Source organism: Streptomyces sp. NPDC054883, assembly GCF_053610645.1.
In genome coordinates this window covers 91,761-108,647 of the sequence record NZ_JBSGYT010000002.1, presented here as the reverse complement: position 1 = coordinate 108,647, position 16,887 = coordinate 91,761, and the positions used below count along the sequence as shown (strand labels likewise).

General features: G+C 73.4%; 15 protein-coding genes. 4 read left to right on the top strand and 11 right to left on the bottom strand.

Annotated features, from left to right (window positions below; translation table 11 throughout):
• Positions 1-100: 100 nt before the first annotated feature.
• Together ACWGH1_RS02980 and bldG are read right to left on the bottom strand one after the other, a co-directional pair.
• The gene (locus tag ACWGH1_RS02980; RefSeq protein WP_453354871.1) at positions 101-541 is read right to left on the bottom strand and encodes an ATP-binding protein; all 441 of its coding nucleotides are present in this window, start codon (positions 539-541) and stop codon (positions 101-103) included.
• 157 nt (positions 542-698) lie between these two features.
• Positions 699-1,040, bottom strand: coding sequence for an anti-sigma factor antagonist BldG (gene bldG, locus ACWGH1_RS02975; protein WP_030028781.1), 342 nt, complete (start codon positions 1,038-1,040; stop codon positions 699-701).
• An 81-nt stretch (positions 1,041-1,121) separates the two neighbouring features.
• Here bldG and ACWGH1_RS02970 point away from each other — a divergent pair, with 81 nt between their 5' ends.
• On the top strand, positions 1,122-3,590 hold the full coding sequence (locus ACWGH1_RS02970; RefSeq protein ID WP_453354870.1) for a DEAD/DEAH box helicase: 2,469 nt from the start codon (positions 1,122-1,124) through the stop codon (positions 3,588-3,590).
• A gap of 63 nt (positions 3,591-3,653) precedes the next feature.
• On the opposite strand, the gene ACWGH1_RS02965 is transcribed toward ACWGH1_RS02970, so the two are convergent.
• Genes ACWGH1_RS02965 through ssd form a run of 7 tightly spaced genes read right to left on the bottom strand, consistent with a single transcriptional unit; the run spans position 3,654 to position 9,018 of the window.
• The gene (locus ACWGH1_RS02965) at positions 3,654-4,346 is read right to left on the bottom strand and encodes an Rv3654c family TadE-like protein (protein WP_453408391.1); all 693 of its coding nucleotides are present in this window, start codon (positions 4,344-4,346) and stop codon (positions 3,654-3,656) included.
• A 59-nt stretch (positions 4,347-4,405) separates the two neighbouring features.
• The gene (locus tag ACWGH1_RS02960; RefSeq protein ID WP_453355201.1) at positions 4,406-4,783 is read right to left on the bottom strand and encodes a TadE family type IV pilus minor pilin; all 378 of its coding nucleotides are present in this window, start codon (positions 4,781-4,783) and stop codon (positions 4,406-4,408) included.
• Positions 4,770-4,967 (bottom strand): DUF4244 domain-containing protein, encoded by a 198-nt coding sequence (locus ACWGH1_RS02955; RefSeq protein WP_453355200.1) that lies wholly within the window; start codon positions 4,965-4,967, stop codon positions 4,770-4,772. Before ACWGH1_RS02955 ends, ACWGH1_RS02960 begins: the two co-directional genes overlap by 14 nt.
• Positions 4,968-5,016: 49 nt before the next feature.
• On the bottom strand, positions 5,017-5,790 hold the full coding sequence (locus ACWGH1_RS02950) for a type II secretion system F family protein (RefSeq protein WP_453355199.1): 774 nt from the start codon (positions 5,788-5,790) through the stop codon (positions 5,017-5,019).
• Positions 5,790-6,683 carry a type II secretion system F family protein gene (locus ACWGH1_RS02945; protein WP_453355198.1) on the bottom strand — a complete coding sequence of 298 codons (894 nt, stop codon included), beginning with the start codon at positions 6,681-6,683 and terminating at the stop codon, positions 5,790-5,792. Before ACWGH1_RS02945 ends, ACWGH1_RS02950 begins: the two co-directional genes overlap by 1 nt.
• Entirely contained in the window at positions 6,680-7,828 is a 1,149-nt protein-coding gene (locus tag ACWGH1_RS02940) for a TadA family conjugal transfer-associated ATPase (RefSeq protein WP_453355197.1), read from the bottom strand. Before ACWGH1_RS02940 ends, ACWGH1_RS02945 begins: the two co-directional genes overlap by 4 nt.
• On the bottom strand, positions 7,825-9,018 hold the full coding sequence (ssd, locus tag ACWGH1_RS02935) for a septum site-determining protein Ssd (RefSeq protein WP_453355202.1): 1,194 nt from the start codon (positions 9,016-9,018) through the stop codon (positions 7,825-7,827). The genes ACWGH1_RS02940 and ssd overlap by 4 nt, the downstream gene beginning before the upstream one ends.
• Before the next feature lie 531 nt (positions 9,019-9,549).
• Between ssd and ACWGH1_RS02930 the strand changes: the two genes are divergently transcribed.
• On the top strand, positions 9,550-10,413 hold the full coding sequence (locus ACWGH1_RS02930) for an HAD-IB family hydrolase (protein ID WP_453355196.1): 864 nt from the start codon (positions 9,550-9,552) through the stop codon (positions 10,411-10,413).
• Between the two features lie 558 nt (positions 10,414-10,971).
• Here ACWGH1_RS02930 and ACWGH1_RS02925 read toward each other — a convergent pair.
• A complete protein-coding gene (locus tag ACWGH1_RS02925; protein WP_453355664.1) occupies positions 10,972-11,826 on the bottom strand; it encodes an oxidoreductase in 855 nt (284 codons plus the stop codon).
• A gap of 109 nt (positions 11,827-11,935) precedes the next feature.
• On the opposite strand from ACWGH1_RS02925, the gene ACWGH1_RS02920 reads away from it, so the two are divergent.
• Positions 11,936-12,970 carry an ATP-binding protein gene (locus ACWGH1_RS02920; RefSeq protein WP_453355663.1) on the top strand — a complete coding sequence of 345 codons (1,035 nt, stop codon included), beginning with the start codon at positions 11,936-11,938 and terminating at the stop codon, positions 12,968-12,970.
• Here ACWGH1_RS02920 and ACWGH1_RS02915 read toward each other — a convergent pair.
• Positions 12,924-14,237 carry a hypothetical protein gene (locus ACWGH1_RS02915; RefSeq protein WP_453355662.1) on the bottom strand — a complete coding sequence of 438 codons (1,314 nt, stop codon included), beginning with the start codon at positions 14,235-14,237 and terminating at the stop codon, positions 12,924-12,926. The genes ACWGH1_RS02920 and ACWGH1_RS02915 overlap by 47 nt on opposite strands.
• A 231-nt stretch (positions 14,238-14,468) precedes the next feature.
• Between ACWGH1_RS02915 and ACWGH1_RS02910 the strand changes: the two genes are divergently transcribed.
• Complete coding sequence (locus ACWGH1_RS02910) at positions 14,469-16,877, top strand: SulP family inorganic anion transporter (RefSeq protein WP_453408367.1); 2,409 nt, start codon at positions 14,469-14,471, stop codon at positions 16,875-16,877.
• The last annotated feature ends 10 nt before the right edge of the window (positions 16,878-16,887 follow it).

The following is a 16,887-nucleotide window of genomic DNA, read 5'->3' as shown; positions in this document are numbered from 1 at the left end:
CGCGGCCGGGGCAGCCCGGCCGGGGCAGGGGCGAGGCAGAGCCGCGCGACCCACGACGGCGGGCAGACCCGCGCCGTCGGCGGTCGGGAGGCCGACGCGGCTACGGCAGGACCGAGACCCGCGCCACGGGCCAGGTCATCCGAATGGTCCCGCCCGCTACGCCGCTGGTCACCTCGACGTCGTCGACGAGCCCGCTGATGACCGCCAGGCCCATCTCGTCCTCGCCCTCGATGTCGGGGTCCAGGACGGCCTCGATCCCCGGCACGGCATCCGCCGGACCGCCGGCCGGCCCGGGAACCTCGTCGCCGACCTCGATGGAGAACGACTTCTCCTCCTCGGTGAGCACGACCCGGACGGGCGCGGTGAGTCCGTTGCTGCGGTGCAGCCCGACGGCACGCGAGCAGGCCTCGCCCACGGCGAGGCGGACCTCGTCGAGGACTGCTTCCTCCACACCGGCCCGGCGCGCCACGGCGGCGGCGACCAGGCGCGCCGTCCGGACGTGTTCGGGCTGGGCGCTGAAGCGGAGTTCAACGGTGGCCATGCGCGTCCCCCTCGGACTACGGGCGCCTCGGAACTACGGGCGCGGGCTATGGCGCCAAGCGGGCGCTCGGGCGTGCCTTACAGGGGCCCGGACCGCCCATGGCCCGGTACCCCCGCCCGTCGTCGGCTCCCTGACGGCTGGTCGCCGCCCTGGTGCGTCAGTCGGTGGCGTTGACGGCGTCGTCCACGGTGGTGTGGATCGGGAACACCTTCGTCAGACCGGTAATACGGAAGATCTTGAGGATGCGCTCCTGGTTGCAGACCAGACGCAGCGAGCCCTCGTGGGCGCGAACGCGCTTGAGGCCTCCCACGAGCACACCGAGGCCGGTGGAGTCGAGGAAGTCCACTCGCTCCATGTCGACAACCAAGTGGTAGCTGCCGTCGTTCACCAACTCCACCAACTGCTCGCGCAGCTTGGGCGCGGTATACACATCAATCTCGCCACCGACCTCTACGACCGTGCGGTCGCCGACAGTGCGAGTCGACAGGGACAGGTCCACGGATCCTCCAGCACCTTGCTATCGAGCGGCGCCCCCCAGGGGCCTCCTTACCCGAAGGTAGAGGAGGGATTGGCTGCCGCAATGGCATTCAATCACTTACCGGCAGGCGCGCACGACGCCTTGGGACCATTGTCCCGCACGCCAGTGACACACTCGGTTCCAATGGCCAATACTCACGATCCCGGTCGGCCCACGGCACACGCGGACACACGACCCACCCCCGGCACGGTCCTGGACCGGCTGGCAGCGGGGCCTTCCCGGGCTGCGCGCATCACCCATACGGAGCACTTGCCCCCTCGGGCGGGTCGTCATGCGGTCTGGCCGGACCGTATTCGATCAGATGTCGTAGCGGCCATCGCCGCCGCCGGGATCGAACATCCGTGGGCCCACCAGGCCGAAGCCGCCGAGCACGCCCTGGACGGCACCTCCGTGGTCGTCGCCACCGGCACCGCCTCCGGCAAGTCTCTGGCGTACCTGGCACCCGTCCTGTCCGCCCTCGCGGACGGCGCGCAGGCGCCCAACGGGCGGGGAGCGACCGCCCTCTACCTGGCCCCGACCAAAGCCCTGGCGGCCGACCAGCGGCGGGCCGTCCGGGCGCTGGCCGCGCCGCTCGGCAACGCGATCCGACCCGCCGTCTACGACGGGGACACGCCGGTGGAGGAACGCGAATGGGTCCGCCAGTACGCGAACTACGTCCTCACCAACCCCGACATGCTGCACCGGGGGATCCTTCCCGGCCACCCGCGCTGGTCCTCCTTCCTCAAGGCGCTGCGCTATGTCGTGATCGACGAGTGCCACACCTACCGGGGCGTCTTCGGTTCGCACGTGGCGCAGGTGCTGCGGCGGCTGCGGCGGCTGTGCGCGCGCTACGGCTCCGAGCCGGTCTTCCTGCTGGCGTCGGCCACCGCGAGCGACCCGGCGGCCGCGGCGTCCCGGCTGACCGGGGTGGCGGTCACCGAGGTCTCCGACGACGCCTCGCCGCGCGGCGAGGTGGTCTTCGCCCTGTGGGAGCCGCCGCTGACCGACCTCAAGGGCGAGAAGGGCGCTCCCGTGCGCCGCACCGCCACCGCCGAGACCGCCGACCTGCTGACCGATCTGGTGGTCCAGGGGGTGCGCACGGTCGCCTTCGTGCGCTCCCGGCGTGGCGCCGAGCTGATCTCGGTGATCGCCCAGGAACGGCTGGCGGCGGTGGACAGCTCGCTGCCCGGGCGGGTCGCCGCGTACCGGGGCGGCTACCTGCCCGAGGAGCGGCGCGCCCTGGAGCGGGCCCTGCACTCCGGGGAGCTGCTGGGGCTGGCCGCGACCACCGCGCTGGAGCTGGGCGTGGACGTGTCGGGCCTCGACGCCGTCCTGATCACCGGCTACCCGGGCACCCGGGCCTCCCTGTGGCAGCAGGCAGGGCGGGCCGGACGCTCGGGGCAGGGCGCGCTGGCCGTCCTGATCGCCCGGGACGACCCGCTGGACACTTACCTGGTGCACCACCCCGAGGCGCTGTTCCGCCGACCGGTGGAGGCCACCGTCCTGGACCCCGACAACCCGTACGTCCTGGCCCCGCACCTGTGTGCGGCCGCGGCGGAGCTCCCGCTGACGGAGCCGGACCTGACCTTGTTCGGCCCGGCTGCCGAGGAGCTGCTCCCCCAGCTGGAGGCGGCGAAACTGCTCCGGCGCCGGGCCACGGCCTGGCACTGGACCCGGCGGGAGCGCGCCGCGGACCTGACGGACATCCGGGGCGGCGGCGGGCGCCCGGTGCAGATCGTGGAGGCCGCCACCGGACGGCTGCTCGGCACGGTCGACGAGTCCGCCGCCCACACCGCCGTCCACGACGGGGCCGTCCACCTCCACCAGGGCCGCACCTACCTGGTGAAGCACCTGGACCTGGAGGATTCGGTGGCCCTGGTGGAGGAGGCCAGCCCGCCGTTCTCGACGACCGCCCGGGACACAACCTCCATCTCGGTGCTGGAGACCGAGCACGAGATCCCGTGGGGGCAGGGACGGCTCTGCTTCGGCTCCGTCGAGGTCACCAACCAGGTCGTCTCCTACCTGCGGCGCAGGCTGCTGTCGGGTGAGGTGCTCGGGGAGGCCAAGCTGGACCTGCCGCCGCGCACCCTGCGCACCCGCGCCGTGTGGTGGACGGTCAGCGAGGACCAGCTGGACGAGGCCCGGATCACCCCAGAGATCCTCGGCGGCGCCCTGCACGCCGCCGAGCACGCCTCCATCGGTCTGCTGCCGCTGTTCGCCACGTGCGACCGCTGGGACATCGGCGGTGTCTCCGTCCCGTTGCACCCGGACACCCTGCTGCCGACGGTGTTCGTCTACGACGGCCACCCCGGCGGGGCCGGCTTCGCGGAACGGGCCTTCCACACGGCCCGCGCCTGGCTGACGGCGACCCGCGACGCCATCGCCGCCTGCGAATGCGCGGCCGGCTGCCCCTCCTGCATCCAGTCCCCCAAGTGCGGCAACGGCAACGACCCGCTGCACAAGCGCGGCGCGATCCGCCTCCTCACCCGCCTCCTGGCAGAATCCCCACCCCCCACGGAGCCCGCCCCCTAGTGCTGTGACCGGAAAGGCCTCCCCCAGCTACCGCTGGGAGGGGCCCGCAGCGTTGTCGGGCCACTAAGTACGTCCAATACGAGCCGCGGCCCTCCGCCTTGCGATGCACCGCATCCTGGGGGTACCCCCCAGCGGTAGCTGAGGGAACCGCGACCCGCAGGCCTTCCCGGCCACAGCACTGGGAACCGGCCCGGCCGGCGATACGCCCGCCGCCCCCGGGCCCCAGGGCTCGGCCCCCGCCGCCCCCGGGCGCCGCACGCCCGGGACCGGGGCGCTTACGCCGGCCCGCACGTCGGCCCCAGCCGGTCGGCGGTGCGCGCCGAGGGCGCGAACCCGCGCGGCAGCGGGCAGAGCAGGCCCGCATGGGCGGTCCCCGGGCGGGCCCGGTCTGAGCAGTGCGGGCAGGGGCGGTCCCGTCCCGGGCGCGGCGGCCGGAGACGGGCCCGCCAGGGCCGCGGCGGGCACGAGGGGGCCGGCTCCGGCGGTGGGGGGCAGGGCTGGGCCCGCGCGGGCGGTGGAGGAGGGGGCGAACGGGCCCATCGGGGCTCGGGCCGTGACGTCCGCGACCTCCCCCCGCAGGCGGCACTCCGTCAGGGCCGCCCCCTGGGCCCGGGCCACCCGGGCCGCCGTCCCGCACGCCACCTCGGGGCCGTGCGCCCAGGCTGTGGCCGCCGCGAGGGACGCCAGGTCCGCCGCGGCCGCCGCCCGGTGGCGTGCCACGACCGCCTGCCCCAGCAGCAGCACACCCCCGAACACCGCCCCCAGCACCGTCGTCACCAGCGCGGCCCACACCGTGGCGGAGCCCCGGTCCCGGCTCACGGCGGCGGCCCCACGCTGTCCTCCGCCAGGGCCACCGCCTGCGCACCCAGCCGGACCGGCAGCCCCCCGGGCCCGGGCGCGGGCGCCGACACCCGGACCCGCCAGAGGTCGCCCGCCCGCTCCAGCCCCACCTCCGCCCCCGGCGGGGCGGCCGCCTTCGCCGCCGCCACCGCCACGTCCGCCGGCTCCGACCGGGCCGCGGCCCTGGCCCCGGCCCGCGCCGCGTCCACGCACCGGATCTGAGCGGCCGCCGCCATCAGCGCCCACACCAGCAGGGCCGCGAACAGCACCAGCGCCGGGATCACCAGGGCCGCCTCCGCCGTCACATATCCGCGGTCCCCGATTCCCCGCGGAACTTTCTCAGAACGGCACATCGAGGGCCTTCCCGATGGTCGACTGGAGCGCCGTCGAAACCACCTCACTGGTCACCACCTTGTACAGAACCGCGGCGAACGCACAGGCCGCGATCGTGCCCATGGCGTATTCCGAAGTCGACATCCCGGCATCGCGGTGACGACCGGTCAGCGACGCCCGCACCCGAATCCAGATGATCTTCATGAGAGCCTCCTGTTGCATTACGTTCTTGATCTGTTTTCAGCTGGTGATCTCAACTGCCCGAAAGGAGACCGGAAGCCATACCGATCACCACGGGCGCCACTCCCAGCGCGAGAAACGCGGGGAGGAAACACAGCCCCACCGGTGCGGTGATGAGCACCGCCGCCCGCTGCGCCCTCGCACCGGCCTGCCGGGTCCGGTCCGCCCGCAGGGCCGCCGCCAAGCGGGAGACCGGCTCCGCGGCCGGCGCCCCCGTACGGGCCGCCCGCTCCAGGCACTCCGCCAGCGGACAGGCACCCGGTATCTCCGCCAACCTCCCCCACGCCGCTCCGGGTTCGCCGCCGAGCCGCAGCTCCGCCCCGGCCAGCGCCAGCCGCTCACCGACGGGGCCGCCCAGCGATTCCCCCACCACCTCGGCCGCTTCCACCGGGCCGGCTCCGGCCGCCAGGCACGCGGCCAGCAGGTCGGCCGCGAACGGCAACTGCCGCTCCGCTTCCGCCGGATCCACCCCGGCCGCCGGGCGGCGCCGCAGCATCCGCCGCACACCGAACGCGGCCCCGCAGCCCAGCAGTGCCCCCGGCACCCCGCCGACCAGCACCCAGCACGCCACCACCGCTCCGGCCGGCCCGGCCCAGGCCGCCGCCAGGCCACGTATCCGTACGCCCCTGGCAGGCCCGGGCCTGGCCGCCTCCACCGCCAGCAGCGCCGAGAACCGGCGGCGGGCCGCCCGCTCCCGCATCCGCGCCGCCACCACCGACCCGAGACACAGCACGGCCACCGCGAGGCAGACCGCCATCCCCAGCCGGTGAGCCACCGGTCCGCCCATCACCGCTCCCCCATCCGTACGATCCGCCCGCACCACAGCAGCCCCAGCGCCTCCAGCACCCCGCCAGCCAACAGGCAGCCCCACCCCATCGGGGTGTGCAGCAGCACCCGCAGCGGATCCGCGCCGAGCGCCGTCCCCATCAGCAGCCCCACCAGCGGCAGCAGCGCGAGCACCACCGCGGTCGATCTGGCCCCCGCCAACTGGGCCCGCAGCGACTCCTGCCGGTCCCGCTCGGCGCGCAACGCCCCTTCCAGCCGCTCCAGTCCGGCGGCCAGCCCCGCGCCACCGTCCACGGAGACCCGCCAGCAGGCCGCCATCCCGGCCAGCCCTTCCGAACCCGGCTCCCGCGCCGCCTCGCGCAGCGCCGCCGCCACGTCCCCGCCGAACGCCGCGGCGGCCAGCACCCCGGGTTCCGCCGCGCCGACCCGGCCCTCCCCCGCGGCAGCCCGCCGGATGGCGGCGGTCAACGCCTGGCCGGGCTGCGCACCCGCCCGCAGCTCCCCCACCGCAGCCGTGCACAGCGCCACCACCCCGGCGGCCCGCCCGGCCCGCGCCCGTTCCCGCTCCCGGATCCGCAGCCACCGCCGCACCAGCGGCACCGAGGCCGCCCCCAGCGCCACGGGAATCACCGACCCGCCGAGCAGCGCCACCAGCAGGCCCACGCCCAGACCGGCCCACTCCCGCCACCGCGCGGCCCGCACCCGCACCGCGATCACCAGCCGCTCCCAGCGGACGGGACCGCCCGGCAGCACCGGCCCGCCCCCGCCCAGCACCAACCGGGCCCGCCGCGACACCTGGTCGCCCCCGGCCAGCAGCCACGCAGCGGTCCCGGCACACAACAGCCCGGCGAACACGGGCACCGAGCCCACGGCCCCCGCCGCCCCGGCGCTCACCGGACGCCGCCCAGCAACGGGCCGAGCCGGGCCCAGCCGTGCTCCCGCACGAAGCCCCGCGCGCCCCACCGCAGCGCGGGCACCGTCACCACCAGGCCGGCCGGATCCCGCTCCAGCACGTGCACCTCGGCGACCCGGCGGCGGCCGGAGCGGTCCCGGACCAGGTGCACCACGAGGGTCAGTGCGGCCGCCAACTGGCTGTGCAGCGCGGCCCGGTCGAGGCCCGCCGCCGTCCCGAGTGCCTCCAGCCGAGCCGGTACGTGCGCCGCGGCATTGGCGTGCACCGTGCCGCAGCCGCCTTCGTGCCCGGTGTTCAGCGCGGCCAGCAGGTCGGCCACCTCCGCGCCCCGGACCTCCCCGACCACCAACCGGTCGGGCCGCATCCGCAGCGCCTGCCGGACCAGGTCCGCCAGGGTGACCAGCCCCGCCCCCTCCTGGTTGGCGGGCCGGGTCTCCAGCCGCACCACATGCGGATGGTCGGGGCGCAGCTCGGCCGAGTCCTCGGCGAGTACGATCCGCTCGCCCGGGCCCACCAGCCCCAGCAAGGCACTGAGCAGCGTGGTCTTGCCCGTGCCGGTCCCACCGGAGACGAGGAAGGACAGCCGCGCCTCGATCATCGCCGCCAGCAGCGTCTGCCCGCCGGGCGGCAGCGTGCCCGCGGCCACCAGCTCGTCCAGCGTGAAGGCCCTGGGCCGCACCACCCGCAACGAGAGGCACGCCGACCCGACCGCCACGGGTGGCAGTACGGCATGCAACCGGGTGCCGTCCGGCAACCGGGCGTCGACCCAGGGCCGGGCGTCGTCCAGCCGCCGTCCCGCGACGGCCGCCAGCCGCTGGGCGAGGCGGCGCACCGCCTCGGCGTCGTTGAAGGTCACCCCGGTCAGCTCCAGCCCGCCGCCCCGGTCCACCCACACCCGGTCCGGGGCCGCCACCAGCACGTCGGTGACCTCCGGATCGGCGAGCAGCGCCTCCAGCGGGCCGGCACCGACCAGCTCCGACCGTAACTCCGCTGCCACGCCGAGTACTTCCGCGTCCCCGAGGAGTCGGCCCTGGGCGCGCAGAGCCGCCGCCACCCTGGCCGGGGTCGGCTCCGCCCCGCTCTCGGCCAGCCGTTGCCGCACCGCGTCCAGCAGCACCGTGCTCATGCCGGCACCCCTTGGGCGGAGCCGAGCGCCCGCTGCCAGAAGCCGTCACAGAACCGGGCGAGCGCGCTACGCCCCCGCGCCCCCGGCGGTTCCCCTTCGGCCACCCGCCCCGGAAGCCCCACCTCGACCGGCACCACCCCGGCCAACGGCGCCCCCAGGAGGTCCGCCACGGCTTCGGCGTCGAGCCCGTCAGGACAGCGGCCCCGTACGACGACGCGGACGTCCCGGGCCACCATCCGCACCCCGGCGGCCACCCGCCCCGCGGCAGCCACGGCGCGCAGCTCTCCCGGCACCACCATCAGCACCAGGTCCAGCTGGGCCAGTACCTCGGCGACGGCTTCGTCCACCCGCCGGGGCAGGTCGACCACCACCACCCCGCCCCGGCGCCGGGCAGCGGCCAGCACCGACCGCATCGCGGCGGGCGGCACCACTACCCGGTCCCCGCGGTCCCAGCTCAGCACCCTGAGGGCGTGCAGCTCGGGCAGTGATTCCTCCAGCGCCCCGGCACCCACCCGGCCCCGCGACCCGGCGAAGTCCGGCCAGCGCAGCCCTTCGGCGCCCTCGCCGCCGAGCAGCACGTCCATTCCCCCGCCGAGCGGGTCTCCGTCGATGAGGATGGTCCGCTCTCCGGCCCGGGCGGCCCGCACGGCGAGGGCGCAGGCCAGGGTGGATGCCCCGGCCCCGCCGCTGCCGCCGATCACCCCCACGGCGAGGGCGGGCCGGCCCGCCCCTTCCACCACGTCGGCGATGCGGTCGACGAGCCTGCTCTCGGCGTCGGGCAGCCGCAGCACCTCCTCGGCGCCGATCTCCACCGCCCGCTGCCACACCCCCGGGTCGTCCAGGTCCCGGCCGACGAGGAAGACCCCGTCCCGCCGCGGCGCCCCACGCACCCGCCGGGCGGCATCGTCCCCGACCAGGACGAGGGGGGCGGACTCCCATCCGGTGCCACCGCGCGGCCGGCCCGCCTCCTCGTCTCCGTCGACGCCGCTTGACGCCTCCCCGGCATCGGCATTCGGGTCACTCACGGCCCACCCGGCCCGCCGGACACCCGCAGCACCGAGCGCTCCGCTTTGCTCGGGCACCGCGTGGTGCACATGCGGCTCGGCGCCCGCAGCGGCACACAGCCGCAGCAGGTCGTCGAGCAGCAGGGGATCCTCGGTGATGATCAGCGGCCGTCCGCCACCGGGCACCGGCCCGCCCGTCCGGTTCGGCGCCCCGGCCCCACCCGACGCCCCGAACTCCGCGACTTCACACGACTTCGATCCAGCCACGATCTCCGCCCCCTTCTCACTGCAAATCCATGAACCGCGGACTTCGCGGCTGGAATCACGGTGCAGCGATCAGGAAAAAGAAGTGGATCTTGCTCGATATCTGTGGCCGAGAACGCGGTTGTGGATATCCCCGCCACCCCATTGGGTGAGTTCAGAGCGCTCCGGAACAACTACACAGAGTCACGAGTTCTGAGAGGTGAGGGCCTGCACAGGCGGGCCCGCCGAACAGGAAGGGCCGGGAAGATGTCCATCAAAGGCCGAAGCAAGGGGCGCGAACCGCGCCTGGACATGCGACGACCCCCGCCGGGGGGGAGAGCGGGGGTCGTCCCCACGGTCCGACTCGGGGGGGGAGGAGCCAGACCGGGTTAGCACGGTCGCGAACGATCCGTGACTTCCATGGTGTACCCGAGAGCCCTCTCAGGCAAACCCACGCGCCACACCTTACGCCGAATGGTGGGCGCATATGCTCGGGGCGTGGAAAATCAGCCCTTGCCGCACTCCTCGCCTCGGACCGCTGCCTTCTTCGACCTGGACAAGACCGTCATTGCGAAGTCAAGCACCCTGACCTTCAGCAAGTCGTTCTACCGGGGCGGCCTGATCAACCGGCGGGCCGTCCTGCGCACCGCGTACACCCAGTTCATCTTCCTGGCCGGCGGCGCCGACCACGACCAGATGGAACGGATGCGCGAGTACCTGTCCGCCCTCTGCAAGGGGTGGAACGTCCAGCAGGTGCGCGAGATCGTCGCCGAAGCCCTGCACGACCTCATCGACCCGATCATCTACGACGAGGCCGCGTCGCTGATCGAGGCCCACCACACCGCCGGGCGTGACGTGGTGATCGTCTCCACCTCAGGTGCCGAAGTGGTCGAGCCCATCGGGGAGATGCTCGGCGCGGACCGCGTCGTGGCCACCCGCATGGTCGTCGGCGAGGACGGCTGCTTCACCGGAGAGATCGACTACTACGCCTACGGACCGACGAAGGCCGAAGCCGTGCGCGAACTCGCGGAGTCCGAGGGATATGACCTCGCGCGGTGCTACGCCTACAGCGACTCGATCACCGACGTGCCGATGCTGGAGGCGGTCGGACACCCGCACGCCGTGAACCCGGACCGGGCCCTGCGGCGCGAGGCGGCGGCCCGGGAGTGGCCGGTGCTGGTGTTCAACCGGCCGGTGCGACTGAAGCAGCGGGTGCCCGGGCTGTCGATGGCCGCGCGACCGGCGTGGGTGGCCGCGGCAGCCGTCGGAGCGGCGGCGGCCACAGCGGGGCTCGTCTGGTACGCCAGCCGGCGCCGGGCCGCCGGCGCAACCGCCTGAAGACTGGCTTGATCCGCCCGGCCGACACCCCGGCCGACACCCCGGTCGGCCGCGGGCCGGCGCACTCCGACCGGCGCCGGCCCGGCTCCTGCGCGACCCGACCGGCGCCGCGACCGGCGCCGCGACCGGCGACCCGACCGGTCCAGCAGAATGGCCCCGCGCTGCCCGCCCCACCGCAATGCCCCGGTCTATCCCGTTATCGCATGTCCGGAACAACCGTAAATGCGAAGAAAGGTAAAGAAGTGAGGCCAGGGGTTTCACTCCTGTCGCAAGCGGAGTACAAAGGAATCAACGGCCCGCGAGACCAAAGAACATCCGAGAGGATCATCTTTAAAACGCAGTAAGGCCCACGGACCGAAGCAGGAACGCCGAGCACCCACGCGACGTCGACCCGTCGATTACGGGCCAGCCGCACCAGGCACGGGCAAAGTTCCCGGCCTGATGGGCAACATCGAGGACGCTTGGTAACCCGGCGGGAATGCCAGCGGCGACACCAAAGCAAGACGGTGTCGCCGCAACCCTGTCCGGAGCCCCTCCGGAACCCGCCCTGCGGAGGGATCAGGCCGCGCCGCGCTGGAGCGCCTCGCAGACCGCCGTCGATTCCCGCACACCCAGTTCGACCGCCCGCCCGCAGTGCGCGATCCAGGCCGCCATCCCCTCCGCGGTTCCGGAGAGGTAGCCGTCGAGAGCCGCCACGTACGCCTGTCGGCCCTGCTCCGCATGGCCGACCTCCGCCGGGCAGATCGCCTTCGGGTCGAGCCCGCTGTTGATCAGCACGATGCGCTCGGCCGCCCGCGCGACCAGGCCGTTGTACGTGCCGAACGGGCGCAGCGCCAGCAGCTCGCCGTGCACCACCGCCGCCGTGACCAGCGCCGGGGCCGAGCCTCCCGCGATGACCAGCCGGGACAGCCCGTCCAGCCTGCCCGCGACCTCCTCGGCGCTGGGCAACGGGGCCTCGATCAGCGGCTCGTCCACCGGCTCGCCCGCCAGCCGGGGCCGCCCCACGGTGTCGCCGCCGCGCTCGCCGGCCCCGGCCCCCGCACCCGTCGGCAGGGTGGAACCCGAGGCGACCAGGTGCAGGCGCGCGAGGACCCGTAGCGGCGACTGGCGCCAGATGCTCAGCAGCTGCCCGGCCTCGGCCGTCAGGCGCAGGGCCGCACCCACCGTGCGCGCCTGCTCCTCCGTGCCGAAGTCGGTCCGGCGGCGCACCTCTTCCAGCGCCCAGTCGGCCCCGGACAGCGCCGCGCTGGCCCTCGCCCCGCGCAGGGCGGCTTCCGAGGTGATCTCGCCGCCGCGCCGGCGCATCACCCGGTGCCCGTAGACCCGGTCCACGGCCTTGCGTACGGAATCCACGGAATCGGCGACACCCGGCAGCCCGGCCAGTGGGGCCAGCGGGTCAGCAGCGCTACTCATAAGTAAGGAGCCTACGCACTGCGGCCCGGTAGCACCGACCCCTCCTTGGAGTGGTCTTCTTCACTCACTCAGAGCACACACAGCGAGCGATCGACTACCCTTCGTGAACATGAAGATCGCTTTCGTGGGAAAGGGCGGCAGCGGAAAGACGACGCTGTCCTCCCTCTTCATCCGCCACCTCGCAGCCAATGAAGCCCCCGTCGTCGCGGTGGACGCCGACATCAACCAGCACCTCGGCGTCGCCCTCGGGCTCCGCGAGGACGAAGCCTCGGCGCTGCCCGCCATGGGCGCGCACCTGCCGTTGATCAAGGACTACCTGCGCGGGTCGAACCCGCGCATCGCGTCCGCCGACACCATGATCAAGACGACCCCGCCGGGCACCGGCTCACGGCTGCTGCGGATCACCGAGGACAACCCGGTGTACGACGCGTGCGCCCGCACCCTGCTGCTCGACGGGGAACCCGTACGGCTCATGGCCACAGGGCCGTTCACCGAGGCGGATCTGGGCGTGGCCTGCTACCACTCCAAGGTCGGCGCGGTCGAACTGTGCCTGAACCACCTGGTGGACGGCCCCGACGAGTACGTCGTCGTCGACATGACCGCCGGCTCGGACTCCTTCGCCTCGGGCATGTTCACCCGCTTCGACATGACCTTCCTGGTGGCCGAGCCGACCCGCAAGGGCGTCTCGGTCTACCGCCAGTACAAGGAGTACGCCCGGGACTACGGGATCGCCCTCAAGGTGATCGGCAACAAGGTGCAGGGCCCCGAGGACATCGAGTTCCTCCAGGACGAGGTGGGCGAGGACCTGCTGGTCACGGTCGGACACTCGGACTGGGTGCGGTCGATGGAGAAGGGCCGCCCGGCCGCGTTCGAACTGCTGGAGGCGACCAACCGGCTCGCGCTGCAGGCGCTCCAGGACGCCGCCGAAGACTCGTACGCCGACCGTGACTGGGCCCGGTACACCCGGCAGATGGTCCACTTCCACTTGAAGAACGCGGAGAGCTGGGGCAACGCCAAGGCCGGGGCCGACCTCGCGGAACAGGTCGACCCCGGCTTCGTCCTCGACGAGGCGCGCCCCGCCGGATCGCAGGGGCTGGTCAGCCCTCGTCCGACCCCGACTCGGCCGGCTCCGCAGCCGGCTTGACCTCGGCCGGGGCGGCCGGCTTGGCCGGCGGCCCCGCCGTCAGGAACTTCGCCCAGCCGTCCTTGGGCGCCTCGCCCACGTCGAGCGTGCGCATCCACTCCAGGACCTTGGGGTCCTGGGCGTCCAGCCAGTCGGCCAGTTCACGGAACGGCACGCAGCGGACCTCCTTCTGCGTGCACATCGATTTGATGGAGTCCTCGACGGCCTTCATGTAGGTGCCGCCGTTCCAGGACTCGAAGTGGTTGCCGATGATGAGCGGCGCGCGGTTGCCCTGGTAGACGCGGTCGAAGGCCTTCTGCAGGCCGTCGCGCATCTGCTCGCCCCAGTACGCGTGCTGCGACGGGTCGCCCTGCGTGGTCGTCCCGGACTGGTTGACCAGGTAGTTGTAGTCCATGCTCAGGGTCTCGAACGCGCGGCCCGGCATGGGCACCAGCTGGAGCGGGATGTCCCAGAGACCGTCCTTCTTCTTCGGCCAGATCTGCTTGCTGATGCCGCTGGAGTCGTACCGGAAGCCCATGTCCTTGGCCGCCAGCATGAAGTTCTTCTGGCCTTCGAGGCACGGGGTGCGGGCGCCGATGAGTTCCTTGTCGTAGTCGAAGGGGAGCGCCTCCATGTCCTTGAGCGCGGGCGAGTTGGTCTTCCAGTTCTTGACGAAGGACTTGGCCTGGTTGATCTCGCTCTTCCACTCCTCGACGGACCAGGTGCCCACGCCGCCGTCGGGGCCGCAGAAGTGGCCGTTGAAGTGGGTGCCGATCTCGTTGCCCTCCAGCCAGGCCGCACGGACCTGGGTGGCGGTGTCCTTGATGCCCTGCGGGTCACCGAAGCCGATGTCGGAGCGGCCCGGGTCGTGCTGCGGGGCCGTGTAGAGGGAACGCTTTTCCTCCGGCAGCATGTACAGGCCGCTGAGGAAGTACGTCATCCGCGCGTTGTACTCCTTCCCGACTTCGCGGAAGTGGGAGAAGAGCTTCTGGCTGTCCTCACCGGCGCCGTCCCAGGAGAAGACGACGAATTGCGGGGGCTTTTCGCCGGGCTTCAGCTTCTGGGGCTGCTGTACGTTCGGCTGGCGGCCGGTGTACGAGGTCGAGCCGTCGCCGATGAGCCTATTGACGCTGCCCGGGGCGGCCTCGGGCGCGCCGGGGCCCTTCTTCGCGTTCGGGCCCCCGAGAGCAGGGGGTTTGGCGGGTTCCGAGCTTCCGCACCCGGAGGCTCCCAGGACCAGGACCGTGGCGACCAGGCCGCCGGCGATCTTCTTCGTAGCGGCGATCATCCGCACACCTCTCCCTCGCAGTTCCCTCGTGGGACTTCCGGGCGCACCGTCCCACGCGGTCTGCTTTGAAGAAGATGTGACAAGCCGGACAAAATGCTTAATCACTCCTGAGGGTTAATTCCTAGGCCGTTTGCCCCCTTTCTCTCCCATCTATCTTTACACTCCATTACCATCCATTTACCGAGTGTTGACTCCCGCCGCTTCATCCCTCCTCAGAGGAGACGGGAACCCATGACAGCCACCTCCGCCACCAGTTCCACCGCCACCCGCCACCGGTTCCGTGACCGCCGCCCAGGCAGCCGGCCCGGTGGTCGGCAAGGCAGTCGGCCCGGCAAAGGCCTGCCGGCAGGACTGTCCGCCGATCTGTCCGCCTCCGTCGCCGTCTTCCTGATCGCCCTGCCCCTTTCCCTCGGCATCGCCCTGGCCACCGGCGCCCCGCTCCAGGCCGGGCTGGTGGCCGCGGCGGCCGGCGGGATCGTGGCCGGGCGGCTCGGCGGCGCGCCGCTGCTGGTGAGCGGGGCGGCCACCGGACTGACCGTGGTCACCGCCGAGTTGATCCAGCGCTACGGGTGGCGCACCACCTGTGCCATCACCGTGCTCGCCGGCTGCTGCCAGCTCGCGCTCGCGTTCCTGCGCACCGCCCGGTCGGCGCTCATGGTGAGCCCGGCCATCGTGCACGGCATGCTCGCCGGCATCGGGGTGACCATCGCCCTGGCCCAGCTGCACATCGTGCTCGGCGGCACCCCGCAGAGCTCCGCCCTCGCCAACGTCCGGGGCCTGCCCGCCCAGTTGGCGGACCCGCACCCGGCGGCGCTCGGCGTCAGCGTGCTGACGCTGGTCGTGCTGCTCGGCTGGCCGCGACTGCCCGGACAGGCCGGGCGGGCCCTGCGCAGAGTGCCCGCCGCGCTCGCCGCCGTCGCCGCGGCCACCGCCTTCGCGGCCCTGGCGGGGCTCCGGCTGCCCCGGGTGGACCTGCCGTCCTGGCGCAGCCACGCACTGCCCGAGCTGCCCGAGGGGCCGGTGCTCGGCATCATCGCCGCTGTTCTGACGGTCACGCTGGTCGGCAGCGTGGAGTCCCTCCTGTCCGCCGTGGCCACCGACAAGCTGATCGCCACGGGCCGCAACACGGGCAGCCGCCCGCCGCGCGCCGACCTCAACAAGGAACTGCGCGGGCAGGGCGCGGCGAACGTCATTTCCGGAGCGCTGGGCGGGCTGCCCGTCGCGGGCGGGGCCGTGCGCAGCGCGGCGAACGTCAGAGCCGGGGCCGTGAGCCGCCGGGCGACCATGCTGCACGGCCTGTGGATCATGCTTGCCGCCGGACTGCTGGTTCCAGTCCTCGACCTGATCCCGCTCGCCTCGCTCGCCGCGCTGGTCATGGTGGTGGGGGTGCAGATGGTGAGCGCGACGCACGTGCGCACCGTCACCCGGCACCGCGAGATCCTGGTCTACGCGGCGACGATCGCGGCCGTGGTCCTCGGCGGCGTCCTGGAAGGGGTGGCCGTCGGCATCGCGGTGGCCGTGGCGGTCGCCCTGCACCGGCTCGCCCGGACCCGGATCACGGTGGAGGAGCTCGACGGGGTCCACCGGGTCTGGGCCCGCGGGCAGTTGACCTTCCTCGCCGTGCCGCGACTGAGCCGGGTGCTGAACCAGATCCCGCACGACGCGCAGGCGGTGATCGAGCTGGACGGCTCGTTCATGGACCACGCCGCCTACGAGGCGCTCCAGGACTGGCAGGACGCGCATGTCGCGCACGGCGGTTCGGTCGAGGTGACGGGCCGGGCCGGGGCCCGGACCGCCGAGAGCGCCCGGCCCGAAGGCGGTGAGCCGGTCCAGCGCGAAGCGCACCACTGCTGCCGCCCCTGGACGCCCTGGAAGAACCACTGCGACCACCGCGCCGCCGGGAGCGAGGAGGACCGTACGCTTCCCGGCCCGGCGGCGGCCGCCGCCACCGCGGCGGAGCCGCGGCGGCGCGGGGCGGGCCGGCTGGCCAGCGGGATCACCGCCTTCCAGCGCGACACCGCGCCGCTCGTGCGGGACGAGCTGGCCCGCCTCGCCCGCGAGGGGCAGCAGCCCTCGCAGCTGTTCCTCACCTGCGCCGATTCCCGTCTGGTGACCAGCATGATCACGGCCAGCGGCCCGGGTGACCTGTTCACGGTGCGCAACGTCGGCAACCTGGTCCCGCTCCCGGGTGCGGAGGCCACCGACGATTCGGTCGCGGCGGCGATCGAGTACGCCGTGGACGTGCTCCAGGTGGACAGCATCACCGTGTGCGGGCACTCCGGCTGCGGTGCGATGCAGGCCCTGCTGAACTCGCACCCGGGTGCCCCGATGACCCCGCTGCGGCGCTGGCTGCGGCACGGGCAGCCCAGCCTGGAGCGGATGCGGAGCCGGCACCACCCCTGGGCCCGCATCGCGGGCCGGCTGCCGGCCGACGCCGTGGAGCAGCTGTGCCTGACCAACGTCGTCCAGCAGCTGGAGCACCTGCGGGCGCACGAATCGGTGGCGCGCCGGCTGGCCGAGGGCACACTGGAGCTGCACGGGATGTACTTCAACGTGGGCGAAGCCCAGGCCTACCTGCTCTCCGCGGGCGACGACTTCTTCGACTGCCGGATCTTCGACAGCATCGGCGGCCACGCCTGACCCGCGCGCC